The sequence below is a fragment of the Gemmata obscuriglobus genome (assembly GCF_008065095.1).
GTDB classification, from domain to species: Bacteria; Planctomycetota; Planctomycetia; order Gemmatales; family Gemmataceae; genus Gemmata; species Gemmata obscuriglobus.
The window spans coordinates 3,908,652-3,926,912 of the sequence record NZ_CP042911.1; the positions used below are offsets into that span (position 1 = coordinate 3,908,652).

At 65.0% G+C, this 18,261-nt stretch carries 13 protein-coding genes and 1 pseudogene; 9 read left to right on the forward strand and 5 right to left on the reverse strand.

Features of this window, described 5'->3' with window-relative positions:
- The first annotated feature begins 338 nt into the window (after nt 1–338).
- The 3 genes from GobsT_RS16225 to GobsT_RS16235 all read left to right on the forward strand — a co-directional run bounded on the left by GobsT_RS16225 (nt 339) and on the right by GobsT_RS16235 (nt 4,672).
- Nucleotides 339–2,810: a DEAD/DEAH box helicase gene (locus GobsT_RS16225; protein ID WP_010043010.1), complete on the forward strand. Its 2,472-nt coding sequence runs from the start codon at nt 339–341 to the stop codon at nt 2,808–2,810.
- Nucleotides 2,811–2,919: 109 nt separating this feature from the next.
- Complete coding sequence (locus GobsT_RS16230) at nt 2,920–3,645, forward strand: MOSC domain-containing protein (RefSeq protein ID WP_033198730.1); 726 nt, start codon at nt 2,920–2,922, stop codon at nt 3,643–3,645.
- Nucleotides 3,646–3,769: 124 nt separating this feature from the next.
- Nucleotides 3,770–4,672 (forward strand): cysteine hydrolase family protein, encoded by a 903-nt coding sequence (locus tag GobsT_RS16235; protein WP_010043015.1) that lies wholly within the window; start codon nt 3,770–3,772, stop codon nt 4,670–4,672.
- 60 nt (nt 4,673–4,732) lie between these two features.
- Here the strand turns inward: GobsT_RS16235 and trxA are convergent, their stop codons facing one another.
- Nucleotides 4,733–5,038, reverse strand: coding sequence for a thioredoxin (trxA, locus tag GobsT_RS16240; RefSeq protein WP_010043016.1), 306 nt, complete (start codon nt 5,036–5,038; stop codon nt 4,733–4,735).
- Between the two features lie 57 nt (nt 5,039–5,095).
- Nucleotides 5,096–6,940, reverse strand: coding sequence for a CotH kinase family protein (locus GobsT_RS16245; protein WP_109571064.1), 1,845 nt, complete (start codon nt 6,938–6,940; stop codon nt 5,096–5,098).
- Between the two features lie 398 nt (nt 6,941–7,338).
- Here GobsT_RS16245 and polA point away from each other — a divergent pair, with 398 nt between their 5' ends.
- The 4 genes from polA to rho all read left to right on the forward strand — a co-directional run bounded on the left by polA (nt 7,339) and on the right by rho (nt 14,140).
- Nucleotides 7,339–10,299, forward strand: a complete 2,961-nt coding sequence (gene polA / locus GobsT_RS16250; protein ID WP_109571063.1) for a DNA polymerase I — start codon at nt 7,339–7,341, stop codon at nt 10,297–10,299.
- A gap of 372 nt (nt 10,300–10,671) precedes the next feature.
- The gene (locus tag GobsT_RS16255; protein WP_010051139.1) at nt 10,672–11,409 is read left to right on the forward strand and encodes a Uma2 family endonuclease; all 738 of its coding nucleotides are present in this window, start codon (nt 10,672–10,674) and stop codon (nt 11,407–11,409) included.
- A complete protein-coding gene (coaE, locus tag GobsT_RS16260) occupies nt 11,406–12,038 on the forward strand; it encodes a dephospho-CoA kinase (protein WP_010051141.1) in 633 nt (210 codons plus the stop codon). The genes GobsT_RS16255 and coaE overlap by 4 nt, the downstream gene beginning before the upstream one ends.
- A gap of 170 nt (nt 12,039–12,208) precedes the next feature.
- A complete protein-coding gene (gene rho / locus GobsT_RS39680; RefSeq protein ID WP_081472018.1) occupies nt 12,209–14,140 on the forward strand; it encodes a transcription termination factor Rho in 1,932 nt (643 codons plus the stop codon).
- Nucleotides 14,141–14,324: 184 nt separating this feature from the next.
- On the opposite strand, the gene GobsT_RS16270 is transcribed toward rho, so the two are convergent.
- The 3 genes and pseudogenes from GobsT_RS16270 to GobsT_RS16285 all read right to left on the reverse strand — a co-directional run bounded on the left by GobsT_RS16270 (nt 14,325) and on the right by GobsT_RS16285 (nt 16,738).
- The gene (locus GobsT_RS16270; protein WP_109571505.1) at nt 14,325–15,008 is read right to left on the reverse strand and encodes a transposase; all 684 of its coding nucleotides are present in this window, start codon (nt 15,006–15,008) and stop codon (nt 14,325–14,327) included.
- Nucleotides 15,009–15,094: 86 nt separating this feature from the next.
- A pseudogene (locus GobsT_RS16275) lies at nt 15,095–16,266 on the reverse strand (IS3 family transposase).
- Nucleotides 16,267–16,330: 64 nt separating this feature from the next.
- Complete coding sequence (locus GobsT_RS16285; RefSeq protein ID WP_010049050.1) at nt 16,331–16,738, reverse strand: hypothetical protein; 408 nt, start codon at nt 16,736–16,738, stop codon at nt 16,331–16,333.
- A 190-nt stretch (nt 16,739–16,928) separates the two neighbouring features.
- Between GobsT_RS16285 and GobsT_RS16290 the strand changes: the two genes are divergently transcribed.
- The gene (locus GobsT_RS16290; protein WP_010049053.1) at nt 16,929–17,420 is read left to right on the forward strand and encodes a winged helix-turn-helix domain-containing protein; all 492 of its coding nucleotides are present in this window, start codon (nt 16,929–16,931) and stop codon (nt 17,418–17,420) included.
- A gap of 397 nt (nt 17,421–17,817) precedes the next feature.
- Nucleotides 17,818–18,258: a hypothetical protein gene (locus GobsT_RS16295; protein WP_232068361.1), complete on the forward strand. Its 441-nt coding sequence runs from the start codon at nt 17,818–17,820 to the stop codon at nt 18,256–18,258.
- Nucleotides 18,259–18,261 lie beyond the last annotated feature (3 nt).

Sequence of the window (18,261 nt, forward strand, 5' to 3'; positions counted from 1 at the left end):
CAACTGAACCGAACTCGCTTCCGATGCTGTACCGACCGATCGTCGCAACGTGCGATCAGGATAGCGTTTGCGATGGAGGCTATTGGCTGTGCGATTTGACTCCTTCGCACGGGGTTCGATGCGGTCGGCCCAACCGGGAACAGTGGGAGCTTCCAGAAGCCCCAAATGAGGGAGAATGGAGACGGAAGTGCTGGATGTGCGATGGTGCTGGCAGGGCCGCTCAACCGGTGGAACGGGCCGTTTCCGCTTGGCAGTCGAGAACGGCGCTTCGCCGGCCGGAGGGTTCGACTCTGCGGCCGGGTCTGTTAAAGTGATCCCTGCACCTTTGAGGGTTCTACATGCCCCCCGGCGTTGACCGCTCCGATCTGGCCACCAAGTACCTCGACCAGCTCCCGTACCCGCCGTACCCGGTGCAGGAAGAGGCGCTGCTCGCGTGGTTCACCTCCGAACAGGGGGTGCTGGTGTGCGCGCCCACGGGGACCGGCAAAACCCTCATCGCCCACGCCGCCCTGTACGAGGCGCTGCACACGAACACCGTCGCGTACTACACCACCCCGCTGATCGCGCTGACCGAGCAGAAGTTCACCGAGATGCAGGCCGCCGCGGTGCGGTGGGGGTTCAAGGCCGAGGACGTGGGTCTCGTCACCGGCAACCGGCGGGTGAACCCCAACGCCAAGGTGCTGATCGTCGTCGCCGAGATCCTGCTGAACCGGCTGCTCCACCCGGAAGGGTTCGACTTCCAGAACACCTCCGCGGTGGTGATGGACGAGTTCCACAGCTTCGCCGACCCCGAGCGCGGGATCGTGTGGGAGCTGACGCTCAACATGCTCCCGAAGCACATCCGGCTGCTGCTGCTCTCGGCGACGGTCGGGAACGCGGTGGAGTTCGTGAACTGGCTCGATCGCTCGCACTCGCGGCAGATCGAACTCGTTGAGGGGAAAGAGCGCAAGATCCCGCTCACGTACCGCTGGGTGCCGGACCAGTTCCTGAACGAGTTGCTGGTGGACATCGCCAAGGGCGACGACGCGACCCGCAAAACGCCCGCGCTGGTGTTCGCGTTCAACCGGGACGAGTGCTGGAACGTGGCGGAGCAGCTCAAGGGCCTGGACCTGATGAGCGCCGCCCAGAAGGCGGCGCTCAACAAGGAGTGCGACACGCTCGACTGGCCGAACGGGGTCGGGCCGAAGCTGAAACAGATGTTGCGGCGCGGGGTCGGCGTTCACCACGCGGGGCTGCTCCCGAAGTACCGCCGGGTGGTCGAAGAGCTGTTCGAGAAGAAGCTCCTGAGCGTGGCCCTGTGTACCGAAACGCTCGCCGCGGGGATCAACCTGCCGGCGCGCTCGGTGGTGCTCACGTCGCTGGTGAAAGGGCCGTTCGGGAAAGAAAAGGTGATCGACCCGAGCACCGCGCACCAGATCTTCGGCCGGGCCGGGCGCCCGCAGTTCGACACGGAAGGGTTCGTGTACGCGTACCCCGACGAGGACGACGTGCGCATCTTGCGGTGGAAACAGCAGTACGATCAGATCCCGGAGACCACCAAGGACCCGGGACTGTTGAAGGCGAAGAAGGCGCTGCTGAAGAAAAAGCCGACCCGCAACTCGCAGAAGAAGTACTGGACCGAGTCCGATTTCGAGCGCCTGAAGACCGCCCCCGCCGGCCGGCTCTACAGCAAGGGGCCGCTCCCGTGGCGGCTGCTCGCGTATTTGCTCAAGGTCTCGCCCGATGTGGAGAAGATCCGCAGTGTGATTCGTAAACGGCTGCTCGACCAGCCGCGTATTGACGCCGGGATGAAGCAGCTCACGCGGATGCTCACCACGCTCCACGCGAACGGGTTCGTAGTGCTCGATCCGCCGCCGCCCGCGGGCGAAACTGCCGCCCCCCCTTCGCCTCAGAAGGGAGAGGGGGAGAAGGAGGCGCCGGCCCGCAAGCCCACGCTGCTGGAGCAGGCGCTCGCGGTGCAACTCGGGAGCAACTCGCCGCTCGCGCCGGGTAAGGGCGCGGCCGGTGCGTTTGCCGAGTCGCTCTACCAGCCGCTCACCGCCACGCCGACGCCGGAACTCGACAAGTTGCTCGTGTTCCGGGCGTGTCACCCGCTGTACGGAGCGTTCCTCATCGACCTGCTCGGAACGGCGAACCGCGAGGAGCGGCTCCAACTGCTCGAAAGCGTGCTGGAACTCCCGCGGCCGTTGCTGAAGCACGTTCGCGTGCCGTGGGACCTGTCGCCCGGTCCGCTGCAAACCGAGAAGATCGACCCCGAACTGATCGCGAAGGGGCTGATGGTCGCCAAGCCGCCCAAACCGGAGGGCGAAGAAGAACAGGAAGACGAGTGGGTCCCGTGGGACGAGCGACCGCCGGTGCTGGCGGACAAGGCGCGGATGCTGTTCGATTCCAAGTATCCCGAGGTGGGCGATTTCACCACGACGCCGGTGTGGGCGGCCGCCGAGGTGTTGAATTACGGCAACTTCAACACCTACGTCACCACGAAAGATCTCACGAAGCAGGAGGGGCTCATTTTCCGCCACCTGCTGCGGCTCATCCTGCTGACGCAAGAGTTCGAGCAGCTCACACCACCGGGGCTAACGCCCGAGGAGTGGAAGAAGGAACTGGCCGAGATCGCCGACAAGCTCACTGACATCTGCCGAGTAGTCGATCCGACCTCGACCGAGGAGGCGATCAAGCGGGTTCACGGGGCGGACGTGGTCGCGGGCGAGGAGCACGCCAAGACGGTTACCGTGACGGCCCCCGAGCTGGTCGCGACCGCAATGACCGCCGAAGAAGAGGCCGATTTCGGCGCGGGGCTTTCGGAGTAGTGATGAAGGGCTCCGCGATGAAGCTGAGTGCTTTCGCGAACCGAACACGCGGCGCGGATCGGGGCCACCGGACACACCGACTCAGCGCTGCGGGAGAGGTCTTCTACAGATGGGAACGATTTTGCGTCCAGCAGTTCTTGCCTCGGTGCAGGTCGGGCGCCCGCGCCAGCACGGCGATGCGGACGCGACGGACCCGCTGGACCGCTTGTGGACGAGCGGCTTTTACAAGGACCCGGTCGCCGGGCCGGTGCGGGTCGGGGTCACCAACATCGACGGCGACGGACAGGCCGACCTCGTTCACCACGGCGGGCCGGATAAGGCCGTGTGCGTTTACCCGGCCGACCACTACCCCTACTGGCGCGAGGCGCTGAACCGGCCGGATCTGCCGCCGGGGGCGTTCGGGGAGAACTTCACCGTCGAGGGGCTGACCGAAGCGGGCGTGTGCGTCGGCGACGTCTGGACCTTCGGCGGTGTCGCGTTACAGGTGTCCCAGCCCCGTCAGCCGTGCTGGAAGCTGGCCCGCCGTTGGCGCGTGAAAACGCTGACGTTACAGGTCCAGCAGACGGGACGAACGGGATGGTACTTTCGCGTGCTGAGGGAGGGCGTTGTGGCGCCCGGGGAGCAACTCGCTCTTGTCGAGCGTCCGCACCCTGAATGGACGGTCGAGCGGGCCAACACCGTCATGCACCACAATAAGGCGGACCTGCAAGCGGCGGCCGAACTCGGCTCGCTGCCTCTACTTTCCACGAGCTGGCGCGAGACGTTGACCCGACGTGTCACACAGGGCACTTCGCCGGACCAATCGAAGCGGCTCAACGGACCGCTCGGCGATTGACACCCATTCGCCTGTTCTTCGAGGGGGATTCGACGCGAGGCGCTTCGCCCTTTGTTAGGCGCGGAAACGATCCTGAGCGGGTAGGATGTCCGCACCCGCCTGCTCCTTCTGCCGAGGTCATTTCATGCTCAGGTTCTGCCTGTCCGCATACCCTGTCGCGGTGATTACACTTGCCGTCGCCACCCTCTGTTTTGCAACGGACCAGACCGCCGATGGCCTCACGCTGAACCTGCGCAAGCGACCAGCCGCCCCCGAAAAAGGCGCGACCGCGGCGACGGAGAAGAAGGTCAACTGGAACCCGAAGAATACCGCGATCGTCGTCTGCGATATGTGGGACCACCACTGGTGCAAGTCGGCCGAACTGCGAGTCGGCGAACTGGGCGGCCCGATGAACGAGATGCTGAAGGCCGCTCGCGCGAAGGGCGTGTTCGTGATCCACGCGCCCAGCACCTGCACCGATTTCTACAAGGACACCCCTCAGCGCAAGCGGGCGCGAATCGCTCCCTTCGCGAAGACGCCGGTCCCGCTGGCGACGGCCGAGCGATGGGGCACCGCGTGGAACTGGCCCGACGGAACGCGCGAAGCGGTGCTCCCCGTAGACGACTCGGACATGGGGTGCGACTGCAAGGTGAAGTGCGAGATCCGCGCCCCGTGGACCCGCCAAACCGCCGCCATCGACATTGCGGACGGTGACGCGATCACCGACAACGGACAAGAGACATGGAACCTGCTGACCGAGCGCGGGATCGAGAACGTGATCCTGTGCGGGGTTCACCTGAACATGTGCGTCCTGGGCCGGCCGTTCGCGATCCGCGCACTGGTGAAGCAGGGCAAAACTGTCGCGCTCATGCGCGACATGACGGACACGATGTACAACCCGAGTCACCCGCCCGGCGTCAGCCACTTCGAGGGCACGGACAAGGTCGTCGAGCACGTCGAGCGGTACTGGTGCCCGAGCTTCGCGAGCACCGACCTTACCGGCAAGCCGGCGTTCGCCTTCAAGGCCGATTCGCGTGCCAAGAAGTAAGCGCAGGGACAGGAGGGTAGCCACTCGCAGGTGTGTGCGAGTGGCATGCGTTCGTTCGACCTACGAGGCGGCAAGGGCGGTCAGGTCGGCGCGGAGGGTAGCTTCCGGCGTGATCCCTTCGTACCGGCGGACCACCTGTCCATTGCGGAAGATGAGCAAGAGCGGGATCGCGGACACGTCGAACTTCGCCGCAAGGGACGGGTTCGTTTCGGTGTTCACCTTGCACACGGTGAAGTCGCGTGCAAGGTCGTGCAGCACCGGGTTCATGGCCCGGCACGGCCCGCACCACGCGGCCCAGAAGTCCACCAGCACCGGACCAGGGGCTTCCAGGACTTCGCGCTTGAAGTTGTACTGCTCGAGTAACATAAGGTTCTCCGCTCGCAGGGTCCGCTCGTCGTTTGCAGTCACGCTGACCGTATTCGTCTACTTCTTATCTTTCGGCGGTGCCGGCGGCGGGCCGAACTTCGGGGCCGGGAACACCGCAGTGAGCATGTCCGCAAACCCCTCTTCGTCCAGCTTTCCGGCCTTCTTCTTGTCGAACTCGTCGAACGCGGCTTTAGTGGCCGTGAGGACCTCATCGACCGTAAGCTTCTTGTCCTTGTTCGCGTCCGCCCGGTCCATGATCGCGCCGGCCATAAAATTGCCCATACTAAAACCGCCGGGCGGCGCGCCCTCAGGCGGAGGGGGGAGCGACTTGTTCAATCCCGCGGTGAGCGCCTTCAGGTCCACCGTATCGTCTTTGCCCTTTTCGCACGCGTCCCACACCCGTTTCATGGACGCCAGCAACTCGTCCCGCGACACGTACTCGTCCCCGTTCTTGTCCATGGCTTCCATCATCGGCGGCGCCAGCATCGCCCCGAACTTCGGAGGTCCACCCATCCCGAATCCGGCGGGGATGTGCCCTTTTGACGTTCCCGCCACCTGCGCGGCGACCGACGCGGCCCGTTTCTCAATGAAACTCTTGAGCCCCGGGGGCTTCCCGAACATCGTCACCGCGCCGGCTACTTCCTTGCGGGCCGCCGCGGCCTGCTGGTCCCGCTCGAGCGGCTCATGAACCGCCGCTTCCGCTTCCGCCAACTGCTTGAGGAGGCGCTCTTTTGAAAAGGCCGTCGCAGCAAGCTCCTTGAGTAACTTCTGATACTGATCGCTGATCTCGGGAACCGCCAGAAGTCTGTCGGTGAGCCGGTGCGTGCCGGGGTACGGGTGCGTCAGGCTGAGGTTCATCTGCTGACTGTTCGAACCCAGGATCGGGAAGTTAGCGAACGCCCGGTCGAGGTCCCAAGGGATCAGATACAGCTTGTTCGTTTTTGGGTTCAAGTAGAGGCAGAAGTTGTGCCCGAAGAAGAGGCTATCCCCGTTGGCCACGAACGCGGTTGCCGCCAGGAACCGCAGGTAGTTGTCCACATCGAGGTATGTGCCGATCTCCTTCTTGAACGTCGCGTCGTCCCCCTTATGCACCAACCGCGCGAAAGCGATGACCCGTTTGGCCTCGTCCTTCGTGGGCTCCCGCTTCGGCGCGTACTGGATCTTGTACCGGTTCCAGTCGTCGCCTCGGTCGTCGAACTCTCGCAGCCCTTCGGGCTTCATGAGCAGCCCTTTGTCGTCTCCGAACCGGTCCTTCAGGAACGGCTTGTCCACTTCCTCGACCAGCGTGTACACCCCCAGCAGTTCCTTGTCGCGCTTACCCGGCACGGTGAGCCGCACCTCGGCCAGGGCGGTGCGCGGGGCCGGCACCCCGGCGGCACGGTAGATCGCGTAACCGAGAACTTCCCGGCACTTGCTCGGGTCGGTCACCTCGCAGTGGAGGTTGATCGACTTGGAGCCGCCAAATCGACCGCTACCGCCGGCGCGGTCGAGGTCGATCTTGAACGATTTCTTGATGGTCCGGGACGCGTCCATGACCGTACCGTTGCCCTTGTACCGTATTCCCACTTTGTCGAACGTCTGGTCCCCAATCGTGACCGATCCGGTGCCCCACGGCAGATCGGTGCCGAACGTGTTGCGATGCACCTCCCGGTTCGATTCGGCCGGTTTATCGGGTGCCTTGGGGGCTGGCCCAAACCCCGGGAAGCCGCGGTTGGCGCGTGGTTCGATGGCGGCGTATTCCTCCGGCGACAGGGTGACATGCACCTGCCACAGCTTTTCGGGAGCGTACACGTTTTGATCGGCGGCTTTTGCCAGAGGTGGTCTGAACGGCGAGAGCGCCACCGCGGCGAGCAGGACAGGTGAGAGCCAGCCGGCCCGGCCGAGTGCAAAATGACTTGGCATCAATGAGTCCAAGTGGGGTATTTCGGTGGAGAGGTAGGCTCCATCGTTATACCCGAAAACTTCACGCAAGTTTCATACACGCGTATCGAGGCCCGGACGAGGCCAGTGCCCGCCTCGTAACGCAAGGGTTGCGAGGCGGGCGCTGGCTTCGTTTCACTGGTTTGGCTTGAAAGGCGACAAGCGGCGCGCCGCTCGGCTGGGACTTGCCGACTGCGCAAACGCGATCTGACACATGAAGGCGGACGGATGGCGAAGCGACCTTGACCGGTCGCCGGGGAAGGTACTAAACTACATATACACTCTCGTTCACTACGGCTCAGCTCTTTTGGCATCGCAAGTGCGGCTTCCATCCCTCTGTTAGACGGCCGCGCAAATTCGATACCCAAGGCTCCAATCCGATGTCGGACCCGGTTTCCGCGGGCAGCATGTATCTGTTGGACGCCCACGGGCTCATTTTCCAGATGTTCTACGGCGTGGGGCCGATGAGCGCGCCGGACGGGCGCCCTACCAACGCCGTGTTCGGTGTGACCCGGGCGCTGATGAACCTGTACGACCGCGGGGCCGATTACCTCATCGCCACCCTCGATCATGAGAAGCCCACGTTCCGCGTCGAGATCGACGCCGCTTACAAGGCGCACCGCGACCCGCCCCCCCCCGACCTGCTCCTCCAGGAGCCGATGATACAGCAGGTGATGGAAGCGATGCGGGTGCCGTTCCTCATCGCGCCGGGCTACGAAGCCGACGACGTAATGGCGACCGTCTCGACCCAAGCCGCCGCGCGCGGGCTCGACGTGTTCCTCTGCACGTCGGACAAGGATTGCCGGCAGCTCATCACCGACAAGGTGAAGATGCTGAATTTGCGCAAGGACTATGAGGCCCTCGACGCGGCCGGCGTTCTTGCCGACTGGGGCGTGCGCCCGGACCAAGTGGTGGACTTTCAGGCGCTCGTCGGCGACTCCGTGGACGGCGTAAAGGGCGTGGCCGGGGTCGGGCCGAAGACCGCCGCCAAGTGGCTTCAGCAGTTCGGGACACTCGACGTTCTGATCGCGAACGCCGACCAAGCGGCCGGCGGGCCGAAAACTCGACAGGCGCTCAAAGACGCTGTGGCGAGCGGTGCCCTGGCGAAAAGCAAACGTCTCGTGTGTCTCGACCGGGACGTACCAGTTGCTTTCGACTGGGAGGGGTGGCGGCGCCGCGATTGGGACGGGCAGCGGCTCCTCGAACTGTTTCACGAGTTCGGGTTCCGCGGGTTCGCGGAGCGTGTCCGCAAGACGTTGACCCGGAGCGGCGCCCAGAAGAACGCCGACGCCCTTGCTACGGCCGGTCTGAACGCCCCTCCGCCGGTCGCAGATACGGTTGGACGTGGCGTGCCGGGCGCGAAGGCCGTACCGGCGAAAAAGGCAAAGGGCAAAAGCCAGAAGCCGGCCGGCCCCGGGTTGTTCGACCTTCTGATGGAAGAAGCGCCCGGGGCCGTGCCTACTGAGACCGGAGCAAGCGAGCCGACGGCCCCCGCGCCAATCAGTGACGGCTGGAGCTACTCCGGGTACGAGTCCATCACTACTCCGGAACGGTTCGAGCAGTTCGTGGGCGAATTAGCGCAGCAACCCGCGTTCGTCTTCGACCTCGAAACCGCCGGCCTCGATCCGGTCCACGACCCGATTGTGGGTTACTCGTTCTCCTGGCAGAAGGGCACCGCGTATTACTTGCCCGTTCGCGCGCCCGCTGGCGAGCCGGTCCTCAATCCTGATACCGTACTCGCTGCGCTCAAGCCCGTGTTCGAGAACCCCGCGATTGAGAAGCGGAACCACAACATCAAGTTCGACCTGATCGTGCTCGCCGCGAGCGGTGTCGAACTGGCCGGGGTCGCGGGCGACTCGATGGTCGCGCACTACCTGCTGGACCCGGGGGCTCGCGCGCACGGGCTCGACGACCTCACGCTGGACGAGTTGAGGCACACGAACATCTCGATCAAAGAGCTGATCGGGACCGGCAAGAAGCAGATCACGATGGCCGAGGTGCCGGTCGCGCGGGTGCGCGATTACGCCTGTGAGGACGCCGACGCCGCGCTCCAACTGGCCGCCGCGTTCGAGCCGCGGCTGGACGCGGCCGGGCTGCGCGAGTTGTACGACACGCTCGAAGTGCCGCTCATCCGCGTGCTCGCCGAGATGGAACACGTCGGCATCCGGGTGGACGTGCCGTTCCTGGTGCAACTCGGCGTCCAGATGGGCGAGGAACTAGCGGGGTACGAGGGCGATATTCACGCGCTCGCGGGCCGCGCGTTCAACATCGGCTCGCTGAAGGAGCTTCAGAAGATTCTGTTCGACGAACTCAAGCTCCCGGTCCAAAAGCGGACCGGCATCAAGAACGAGCCTTCGACGGACCAAGAGTCGCTGGAGCGGTTGGCCGCGCTCGGGCACGAACTGCCGAAAAAGCTGCTGGCGTACCGCAAGGTGTCGAAGTTAAAGAGTACATACGTGGATGTTTTGCCCGCACTCGCGGACAAAAACGGTCGCGTTCATACATCTTTCAACCAGGCGTCGGCCGAAACTGGTAGACTGAGTTCGAGCGAGCCGAACCTGCAAAACGTTCCCACGCGGACCGAACAAGGCGCACAACTCCGGAAGGCGTTCATCCCCCGCGATGGCTGGGTCCTCGTGACCGCGGACTACTCGCAGATCGAGCTGCGACTGCTGACGCACTTCTGCGGTGACGACACGTTGCGGGCGGCGTTCGCGGAAGACCGCGACGTTCACACCGCGGTCGCGGCCCAGATTTTCAAGGTGCCGGAGGGCGAGGTCACGAAGGCCCAGCGCGGGGTAGCGAAGACGGTCAACTTCGGTGTCCTGTACGGCATGAGTGCCACCGGCCTCGCGGTCCGACTCAGCATCCCGCGCAAGGAGGCGGAGGAGTTCATTGAGGCCTACTTTACCCGCTACACGAAGGTGCTGGAGTACCAGCAGCGACTGCTCGCGATTGGGCGCGAGCGGGGGCGGTTGCAGACTATCCTGGGCCGGTGGCGGGCGTTCAACCTCGACGGACGCGACGTGAACTCCACTTACCAGGGCCGCACGATGGCGGCGCGCGAGGCAATCAACTACGAGATCCAGGGTTCGGCGGCGGACCTAATCAAGAAGGCGATGTTGGGCGCGCACGCCCGTATGGCGGCTCAAAGATTGCACGCTAGAATGCTCCTTACCGTCCACGACGAACTCGTGTTTGAAGCTCCCCCGGCGGAAGTGGAGCCGCTGGCCCGGCTCGTCCGTGAAGAAATGACCTCCGCGATCAAGCTCGACGTGCCTCTGAAGGTGGACGTGGCGGCCGGCCCGAACTGGCTGGAAGTCGAAGACGTTCTGGGGTAAGCGACGCTAGTGAGACCTCCGCTCGGGACCGACTCTGGGGGAGCCGGAATGTTGACGGGGGCAGTAGTGGAGTGTCGCGATGCGAGCGGTTCACGCGGTTCGGGGGGCGTTGCTGGTAGTGGGGCTTTTGGGGGTGAGTGTGGCCTCGGGTTGTTGCGCGTGTTCGCAGAGCTTGTGGAAGGGAGATAAATCACCGAGTGCAACGCCGGCCGCCGGACAAACGAATGCGATCGCCGGTAACAAAGATCCTCAAGACGTATTGAATAACCGGAGGCGCGGCGCGAACGGCTTTGATGACCAACCACACCACCTGACACCCGAGCGGATTCAGGGCGGAATTTACTGAATGTTGCGACGTGTGTAAGGGGGCGTATGTCGATTGCCGAGCCGACAGCAGCGCCGGTCGTGTACCCCAGCGGGGACGGTCAACCCATGGCCGAAACTGGCCTACACGTGCAGGCGATTATTCTGCTTCACCAGGCACTGGAAGACTTTTTCCGCTCGCGGTCGGAGCCGGTGTACCTCGCCTCTGACCAGTTTTGGTACTGGCGGGAAGGTGACCCGACGTGTCGGGTCGCTCCGGACGTGATGGTGGTGCCTGGTGTCGCGCCGCACCCGCGGCGGTCGTTTTTCTCGTGGGAAGAAGGGGGCGCGGTTCCGGCGGTTGTTTTTGAAATGGCATCCCAGGATACGTGGCGAAACGATCTCGACGACAAATACGATCAGTACGAGTCGCTTGGCGTTCGTGAGTACTTCGTGTTTGATCCGGAAGGGTTGTATCTCGTCCCTCCGGTCCAGGGATACCGGTTAAGCGGTACCGCTTACCGTCGGATTCGGCAGGACCAGCTTACAAGTGAACTCGGGTTCGGGGTGCGTCCCGAGGGGACCATGCTTCGGCTCGTTGACTTGGCGACCGGGCAGCCGATTCCGACGCGAGCAGAAGCCGTAGACGCGGCCCAACAACAAGTTGAAGCAGAGAAGGAACGGGCTGAAGCAGAAAAGCAACGGGCTGAAGTGGAAAAGCAGCGCGGGGACACGTTGCAAGCCGAAGTAGAGCGACTCCGGGCGCGATTACAACAACTCGGACATCTGAACGGGAGCGACGGTTGAGTTTCAAGTACGGGCCGAAGCCGGTGGTCGGGCTGATCGGTGCGATCGGCGCGGGTAAGAGTACCGCGGCGCGGTGTTTCACGGGCCGTGGTGGCCAAGTGATCGACGCCGATGCCCTCGGGCACGAAGCGCTCCGGCAACCGGAAATTGTTGCGGCACTCATGAAGAGGTGGGGCGAGCGGATCGTCCGAGAAGATGGCTCGCTCGATCGTCGGGAGATCGGGCGGATCGTGTTCGCCGATCGGAACGAGCGGTCCGCCTTGGAAGCGACGGTGTTCCCCTATATTAACCGGCGGACACAAACCGAGATTTCCGCCGCCCAAGCGAACCCTGATGTGGGGTTCGTCGTCTTGGACGCGGCGGTGCTGCTCGAAGCCGGGTGGGGTGATTTGGTTGACACCCTTGCTTACGTGGACGCCCCTCGCGAGATGAGGTCGGTCCGGCTTGCGGCGCGCTCCGGTTGGGACGAAGCCGAGCTGACGGCCCGCGAATCGGCACAATGGTCCGCAGAGGCCAAAAAGGCTCGCGCCGACACGGTTCTTGTCAACGACGGGAGCCGAGACGAGTTGCAAGCACAGGTCGACCGTTTCGTGGCGCAGTTCTGCAACGTGAATGGCGTAAGGTTGTGAAGCTGGGTCGGTAATTCGTGACTGAAGTGCGGTGATGTCAGTTGTGAACGCGGGTCCGATTCTCTCCTGAGTTGTCGTCGGCGTTCTAGGAGCGCGACCGCGTCTCCCGCCCGCGACGGCCCCGTGTTCGATTGCTTGCCTCTGAATGCCTGCCGGTGAGGGGTTTACCCATGTCTGAATCGAAGCCCGATGTTGTCAAGCCGCGCGCGACCCGCGGAAGGCCCCGCAAGAGTGAGGCCCCGCCGCCCGCACCCGTTCCGGTGCCGCCCCCACCGGCCGCGGACGACGACGGCTTCGCCACGGGCATCGTGGACGTTGTGCCCGCGCCGGTGGAACCGGTGGTTTCTGCGCCCGCCGCGCCGGTGGGCGTCGAGCCGGAACCGGTCAAGCCTGCTACTGCGGCCGCGCCCGAGCCGCTTCCCGTCGAACCGTCGCCCCCGGCAGCCGTACCAGAGGTGCGCGAGCCGCGGCGCGCAGAGCGGAGCCGTACAGAACGTCCCGAGCGAGTGGAACGCGCTGAGCGGCCCGAGAAAGGCGAACCACGCGCCGAGCGGCCGGAACGAGTTGAACGGGCAGAGCGGCCCGAGAAAGGCGAACAGCGCCCCGAACGTGTCGAGCGGTCGGTACGCACGGAGCGAATCGAGCGCGCGCAACGTGTCGAACAACGCCCGGAGCGGGTGGAACGGCCAGAACGTGCCCCCGAGCGGCCGGCGGAACTGCGCGAGGTCCCGCGGCCGCCGCGTGCCGAAGCGCCCGTCGGGGCGAGAGTCGACCCGAACGAGCAGGGATTCGATGCCGAGACCAACTCGCGTTACGAGGAGATCAAACGCGGCAACACGTACATTACCGAACTCCAGCACATGACCATTGCGCAGCTCCAGCAGGCTGCGAAGGACGAGCGGATCCCGCGCGAGGAGTACGTCGGGCTCAAGAAGCAGGATCTGGTCTACCGCATCCTGCGCGAGCTTACCAAGGCCAACGGGCTGATGTTCGGTGAGGGCACGCTGGAAGTGCTGCCCGACGGGTTCGGGTTCCTCCGCAGCCCGGACTACAACTACCTGCCGTGCCCGGACGACATCTACATTTCGCCGTCCCAGATCCGTCGCTTTGGGCTGCGCACCGGCGCCGTGGTCGCCGGCCAAACGCGCCCGCCGAAGGAAAACGAGCGGTACTTCGCGCTGCTCCGGGTAGAGGCGATTAACTACGCCGAGCCCGATCTACTCACGCAGAAGGTCGTGTTCGACGACCTGACCCCGCTGCACCCCGAGCGGCGGCTCAAGCTCGAGACCACGCCCGACGAACTCAACACCCGGGTCATCGATCTGGTCACGCCGATCGGGAAGGGGCAGCGCGGGCTGATCGTCGCGCCGCCCCGCACTGGTAAGACGGTGCTGCTCCAGAAAATGGCCAACTCGGTGATCCAGAACCACCCCGAGTGTTACATCATCGTGCTGCTGATCGACGAGCGGCCCGAGGAAGTGACCGACATGGCCCGCACCGTGAAGGGGCCGCGGGTGGAGGTGGTGTCGAGTACCTTCGACGAGGCGCCCGAGCGACACGTCCAGGTGAGCGAGATGGTCATTGAGAAGGCGAAGCGACTGGTCGAGTACGGCACCGACGTGGTGATTTTCCTCGACTCGATCACACGCCTGGCCCGCGCGTACAACACCGTCTCACCGGGCTCGGGCAAGCTCCTGTCCGGCGGTCTCGACGCGACGGCGCTCTACAAGCCGAAGCGGTTCTTCGGCGCGGCCCGCAACATTGAAGAGGGCGGCTCGCTGACCATCCTCGCGACGGCCCTCGTGGACACCGGCTCGAAAATGGACGAGGTGATCTTCGAGGAGTTCAAGGGCACGGGCAACATGGAGGTCCACCTGGAGCGCCGGATGGTGGACCGCCGCGTGTACCCCGCAATCAACGTGAACGCCAGCGGCACCCGGAAGGAAGAGTTGCTGCGCGGCGAGGACGAGTTGCGCCTGGTTCACATTATGCACCGCATCCTGGCGGACATGAACCCCGTGGAAGCGATGGAACTGTTGCTCAAGCAACTCGGTAAGCACAAAACGAACGCCGACTTCCTCAACAGCGTCACTTTGACGTGAGTAAGGGCCGACCGGGAACGAACGTCCCGTTTTTGGCGGCCAGCGGCGCGGGGTGAGTCCGCCGGTGGTATGACACTCCGATTAGCAATCGGTACTAGAGTGGAGTCGCGCCGGCGGACTCACATCGCGCCGCTGGCTGCCAAAAACGCGATGCCCCGCCGCGGAAGTAGATGCATTTCCACGATCACGTGACATCCTGAATCCAGTAGTTTCGTGTTGGCGGCCTGGGACTGTTTGCCTCAGGAACGCCGGACCGTGGCTGGCGCGTGCTTGCCGACGATGCGAAGCTTTCAGCCAGCACGATCAGGCCCGCGGTAGCCAGTGTCCACCCGGGGCCGCGTTCGGTTCGGAACCGGACCCGGGCGTTGCGGAGGATCAGGCCCACGGCCACCCACAGGAGCCGCACGACCCCGTTGGTGGTCGAGGTCCGAGGCCGTACCTGACCCAACTGGCGGTAGCGGCTCTCGATCCCGAACCGAGTCCGGTACAGGTCCCGGATCGGCACGGGAGCACCGGTCACCCGCCACGTCGCATACATCAGCTTCTTACTGCGCCGGCGCCCGGTCTTCCGGTGCCGGTCGCTCTTGTGCGCAATCACCAGGCCGCTGCGGACCGACGTCCCCCGGTCCTCGTGGGTGTACCCGGACCGTCCCGCCCCGCACCGCCGCAGGGCCCGCAACCCGACGGCCGGGACACCGGGTCGGGGCTTCCGCCCGCGGACCACCGCGGGGATCACGAACGGCACGTCCCGGGACGGGAGCAATCGCATCACCGCGATCGTAAAGAAGGCCTCGTCCAGGAGCGCCACACGGATCGTAACTCCTGCGGCGGCGAGTCGATCGAGCAACCGGGTCGGGATCTCGGTCATGGGCTCCTTCTCGCCCACCGTGGTCACCCCGACCGTATACCGATCCGGTCCTCCGACTGAAGTTCCCCACGAAAAGTAGACAGGTTCTAGCGGTGGGTTTGGTTGTGCGTTCGTTCGTACTCATCTGGGGCAACGTCGCCCAGCGATGAGTGCCGGCGGACGCGGTTGTCGAACGCCTCGATGTACTCGACGATGCTCGCCTTGGCTTCATCGCGGGTGGCGTAGTCCTCGTCGTGAACCAGTTCCTTCTTGAGGCTTGCGAAGAACGACTCCATGGCCGCATTATCCCAGCACTGACCCACACCGCTCATACTGCACGCGATCCGCTCCTCGCGCAACCGACGCTGATAATGCTCGCGGGCGTACTGACTGCCACGATCCGAGTGCGCCACCAGAGCCGAAGGCGAAGCCCCCTGGAGACGACGGGCCAGGGCCATCTCCAGCGCGTCCACCACCAACCGACGGGTCCTCGTCGGATCCATCGACCCGCCCACGATCCGGCGGCGGAACAGGTCTTCCACGACCGCCAGGTACAGCCACCCCTCGCGGGTCGGGATGTATGTGATGTCGGCACACCAGCGCGTGTTCGGCTCGTCCGGGTCGAACGCCCGAGCCAACACGTTCTCGGCCACCGGCAACCCGTGGTTGGAGTCCGTCGTCTGACGGAACTTGCGTTTGGTTTTCGCGGCAATCCCGGCCTCGCGCATCACCCGGGCCACGAAGTTCACGCTGCACGCGCGCCCGTTCGCCGCCAGCTCGGCGTGGATGCGCGGGCTCCCGTACCGGGCCTTCACCTGGGCGTGAATGGCCTTCACCTCTTCGGTCAACTCCTCGCGTCGGACCTCGGCGGCACTGGGCTCCCGCGACCGCCACGCGTAGAACCCGGACCGCGACACCCCCAGCACCCGGCACATCAACGCGATGGGCCACGCGGCCTTGCGTTCCTCGATCCCGGCGAAGGTCAGTTCATCTGGGTGACGAAGAACGCCGTGGCTTTGTTGAGGATGTCGCGCTCCATCTCCAGTCGCTTGACGTCGGCCCGGAGTTGTCGCAGCTCTTCTTCGACCGGGGTCAGGTGCCCCGATCCCGGGAACGCCTCGGCACCCTTCTTGAGGACCCCCTTCTTCCCGTCGTGGAGCCGGTTCTCGGTGACCCCGAGGCGGCGTGCCACCTCGGCCACGGAGAGCTTCTGCTCGGTAATCATCTGGACGGCTGAGAGCTTGAACTCCGCCGTGTACACCTTGCGCGTGCCAGCCATCGGTGTGTCTCCTTCTGTTCAGAGTTTACACCGCTTTCCCACTGTCCACCATTCGTGGGGAACTTCAGACGAGACATGCGGTGGCGTCGGCGATGAGCACCCGGCGGCCGTTCCACCGCCAGTCCCCGGGAACCCGGTCGTGCAACCCGCGCCCGGTGTGCCGGGCCAGCTGTGCGATCGCGCCCTCGGGCAACCGGGTCCGGGCCTTACAGTACCCGCCCGTGCCCGGCCCGCACGGCGGTTCCCCCCGGGCCACGAGCCACGCCAGGACCCGCGCGACGGCCAACCGGCAGCACCCGACGGGACAGATGACCTGGGTGAGAAACGCCCACAGGGTGACGACCGGGGTGAACACCTCGTCCCGCCATCCCCCGCCGTGGTCCTGGATCGCCTGTTCGATGCACGATTCGGGGAGCACATCCGCAAAGGGCAGTCCGTCGCGTTGGGCGAACCGGTTGCAGATCGCACGCATCTGGCTCGGTGCCGTGGGCCGGGTAGAATGTACCATCGTGGGATGTCCGGACCAAAGTTGAGGTGGTAGTAACCACATCTTCGCAACCCGGACATCCCGCGCCTATCCTCTAATCCCAAATAGACTTACAGCACCGGGAAGTGCCATTCCGATTGATCTGTAACCCTCTGCAACGTCGGGAGGGCTGACCATGACACGACTACCCGCTGTTCCGCACCTGCCCCCCGCCGAGATCGATCAGCGGTACCGGAATTGCTCGGACGCGGCCGAGAAGACCCGGTGGCACGTGCTGTGGCTGGTGACGCGGCCCGATCAGCCGATCTCGGCCACGGCGGCGGCCCGCCCCGTCGGGTTCACGCCCGCCTGGGGCCGTGCGATCCTCAAGCGGTACAACGCGCACGGCCCCGAGGGCCTCACGGACCGGCGCCGGGACAACGGGGCTCGGTACGAGATGACCCCGCCCCAACGCGCCGAGCGACTCGCCGCGCTCCGGAATCCGCCACCGGACCACGGGTTGTGGAGCGGACCCAAGGTCGCCGCCTTCGTCCGGGGCCGGTTCGGCATCACGATCGTCGACCAGACCGGATGGCAACGGCTCAAGGAACTCGGGTTCCGGTTGGTCGTCCCGCGCCCCCGGCACCCCAAGGGGGCCACCGCCTTCCAGCAACAGGAGTGGCTTTGACGGGCTCGCCCGTGTGATGGCCGAGTTGCGCCAGGGGCACCCGGACAAGGAGGTGGAGCGGGGGTGCGAAGATGAAGCCCGGCTCGGGCTCAAGCCCGTGGCGCGTCGCGTGTGAGCCCTGAAGGGCACCCGCCCGACGAGCGACGGGCGCCACACATTCGAGTCCCGGTTCGTGTACGGGTTCGCCCACCCGAAGAGCGGGCGCCGCCGGCTCCTGATGCTCCCGAAGGCCAACGCGGAGTGCATGGGTCAAGCCAGTGCTATGCACATCTTGGATTTGTATAACTGATTGCGGATTGCTGATTTAGGGTTTTCACTGCGACGAAATTGGGGTTAACCGAGTGGTCGTGGGACGCGGGGTGGTGCGGGGTCCGCGACCCGGGACATGGAGGTCACCGTGATTCTGCCACCTCATCAGCGCGTCCCACGCTCCCAACCGCACGCGCCCACGGACTTCGCGCGCCAGGTCCTGGAGGGCCTGCCACTGGCCCACGCGTCGCTCGCACTCTTCGCCTATGGCGTTCCCGACCCGGTCCTCGCGGACCTCTACGAGCGACATCGGGGACGCGGCTATGAGGACGTCGTGACCTTCGCCCAACTGGTCACCTGGATCTTCGATGCGCTCATCGAACACCAGGGCTCGGGGCGGCAGGCCCACCTGCGACGCCACCGGCAACCCGACGACGGGTGCCACGAAGCGTTCTACGGCAAGCTCCGGCGCATCCCCCGGGGCCTGAGCGAAGCGTTCCTGCGGGACGTCACCGACCGGTTCACCGCCCTGTTCCCCGAGGTCGTCGCGCACCGCCTTCCGACCTCTACAGTGGACCCCATTGTCTAGACC

What these genes read in the sequence shown, in the direction of transcription:
- GobsT_RS16225 (WP_010043010.1), top strand. Translation starts at nt 339, where the DNA reads ATGCCCCCCGGCGTTGACCGCTCCGATCTGGCCACCAAGTACCTCGAC.
- GobsT_RS16230 (WP_033198730.1), top strand. Translation starts at nt 2,920, where the DNA reads ATGGGAACGATTTTGCGTCCAGCAGTTCTTGCCTCGGTGCAGGTCGGG.
- GobsT_RS16235 (WP_010043015.1), top strand. Translation starts at nt 3,770, where the DNA reads ATGCTCAGGTTCTGCCTGTCCGCATACCCTGTCGCGGTGATTACACTT.
- trxA (WP_010043016.1), bottom strand. Translation starts at nt 5,038, where the DNA reads ATGTTACTCGAGCAGTACAACTTCAAGCGCGAAGTCCTGGAAGCCCCT.
- GobsT_RS16245 (WP_109571064.1), bottom strand. Translation starts at nt 6,940, where the DNA reads ATGCCAAGTCATTTTGCACTCGGCCGGGCCGGCTGGCTCTCACCTGTC.
- polA (WP_109571063.1), top strand. Translation starts at nt 7,339, where the DNA reads ATGTCGGACCCGGTTTCCGCGGGCAGCATGTATCTGTTGGACGCCCAC.
- GobsT_RS16255 (WP_010051139.1), top strand. Translation starts at nt 10,672, where the DNA reads ATGTCGATTGCCGAGCCGACAGCAGCGCCGGTCGTGTACCCCAGCGGG.
- rho (WP_081472018.1), top strand. Translation starts at nt 12,209, where the DNA reads ATGTCTGAATCGAAGCCCGATGTTGTCAAGCCGCGCGCGACCCGCGGA.
- GobsT_RS16270 (WP_109571505.1), bottom strand. Translation starts at nt 15,008, where the DNA reads ATGACCGAGATCCCGACCCGGTTGCTCGATCGACTCGCCGCCGCAGGA.
- GobsT_RS16285 (WP_010049050.1), bottom strand. Translation starts at nt 16,738, where the DNA reads ATGCGTGCGATCTGCAACCGGTTCGCCCAACGCGACGGACTGCCCTTT.
- GobsT_RS16290 (WP_010049053.1), top strand. Translation starts at nt 16,929, where the DNA reads ATGACACGACTACCCGCTGTTCCGCACCTGCCCCCCGCCGAGATCGAT.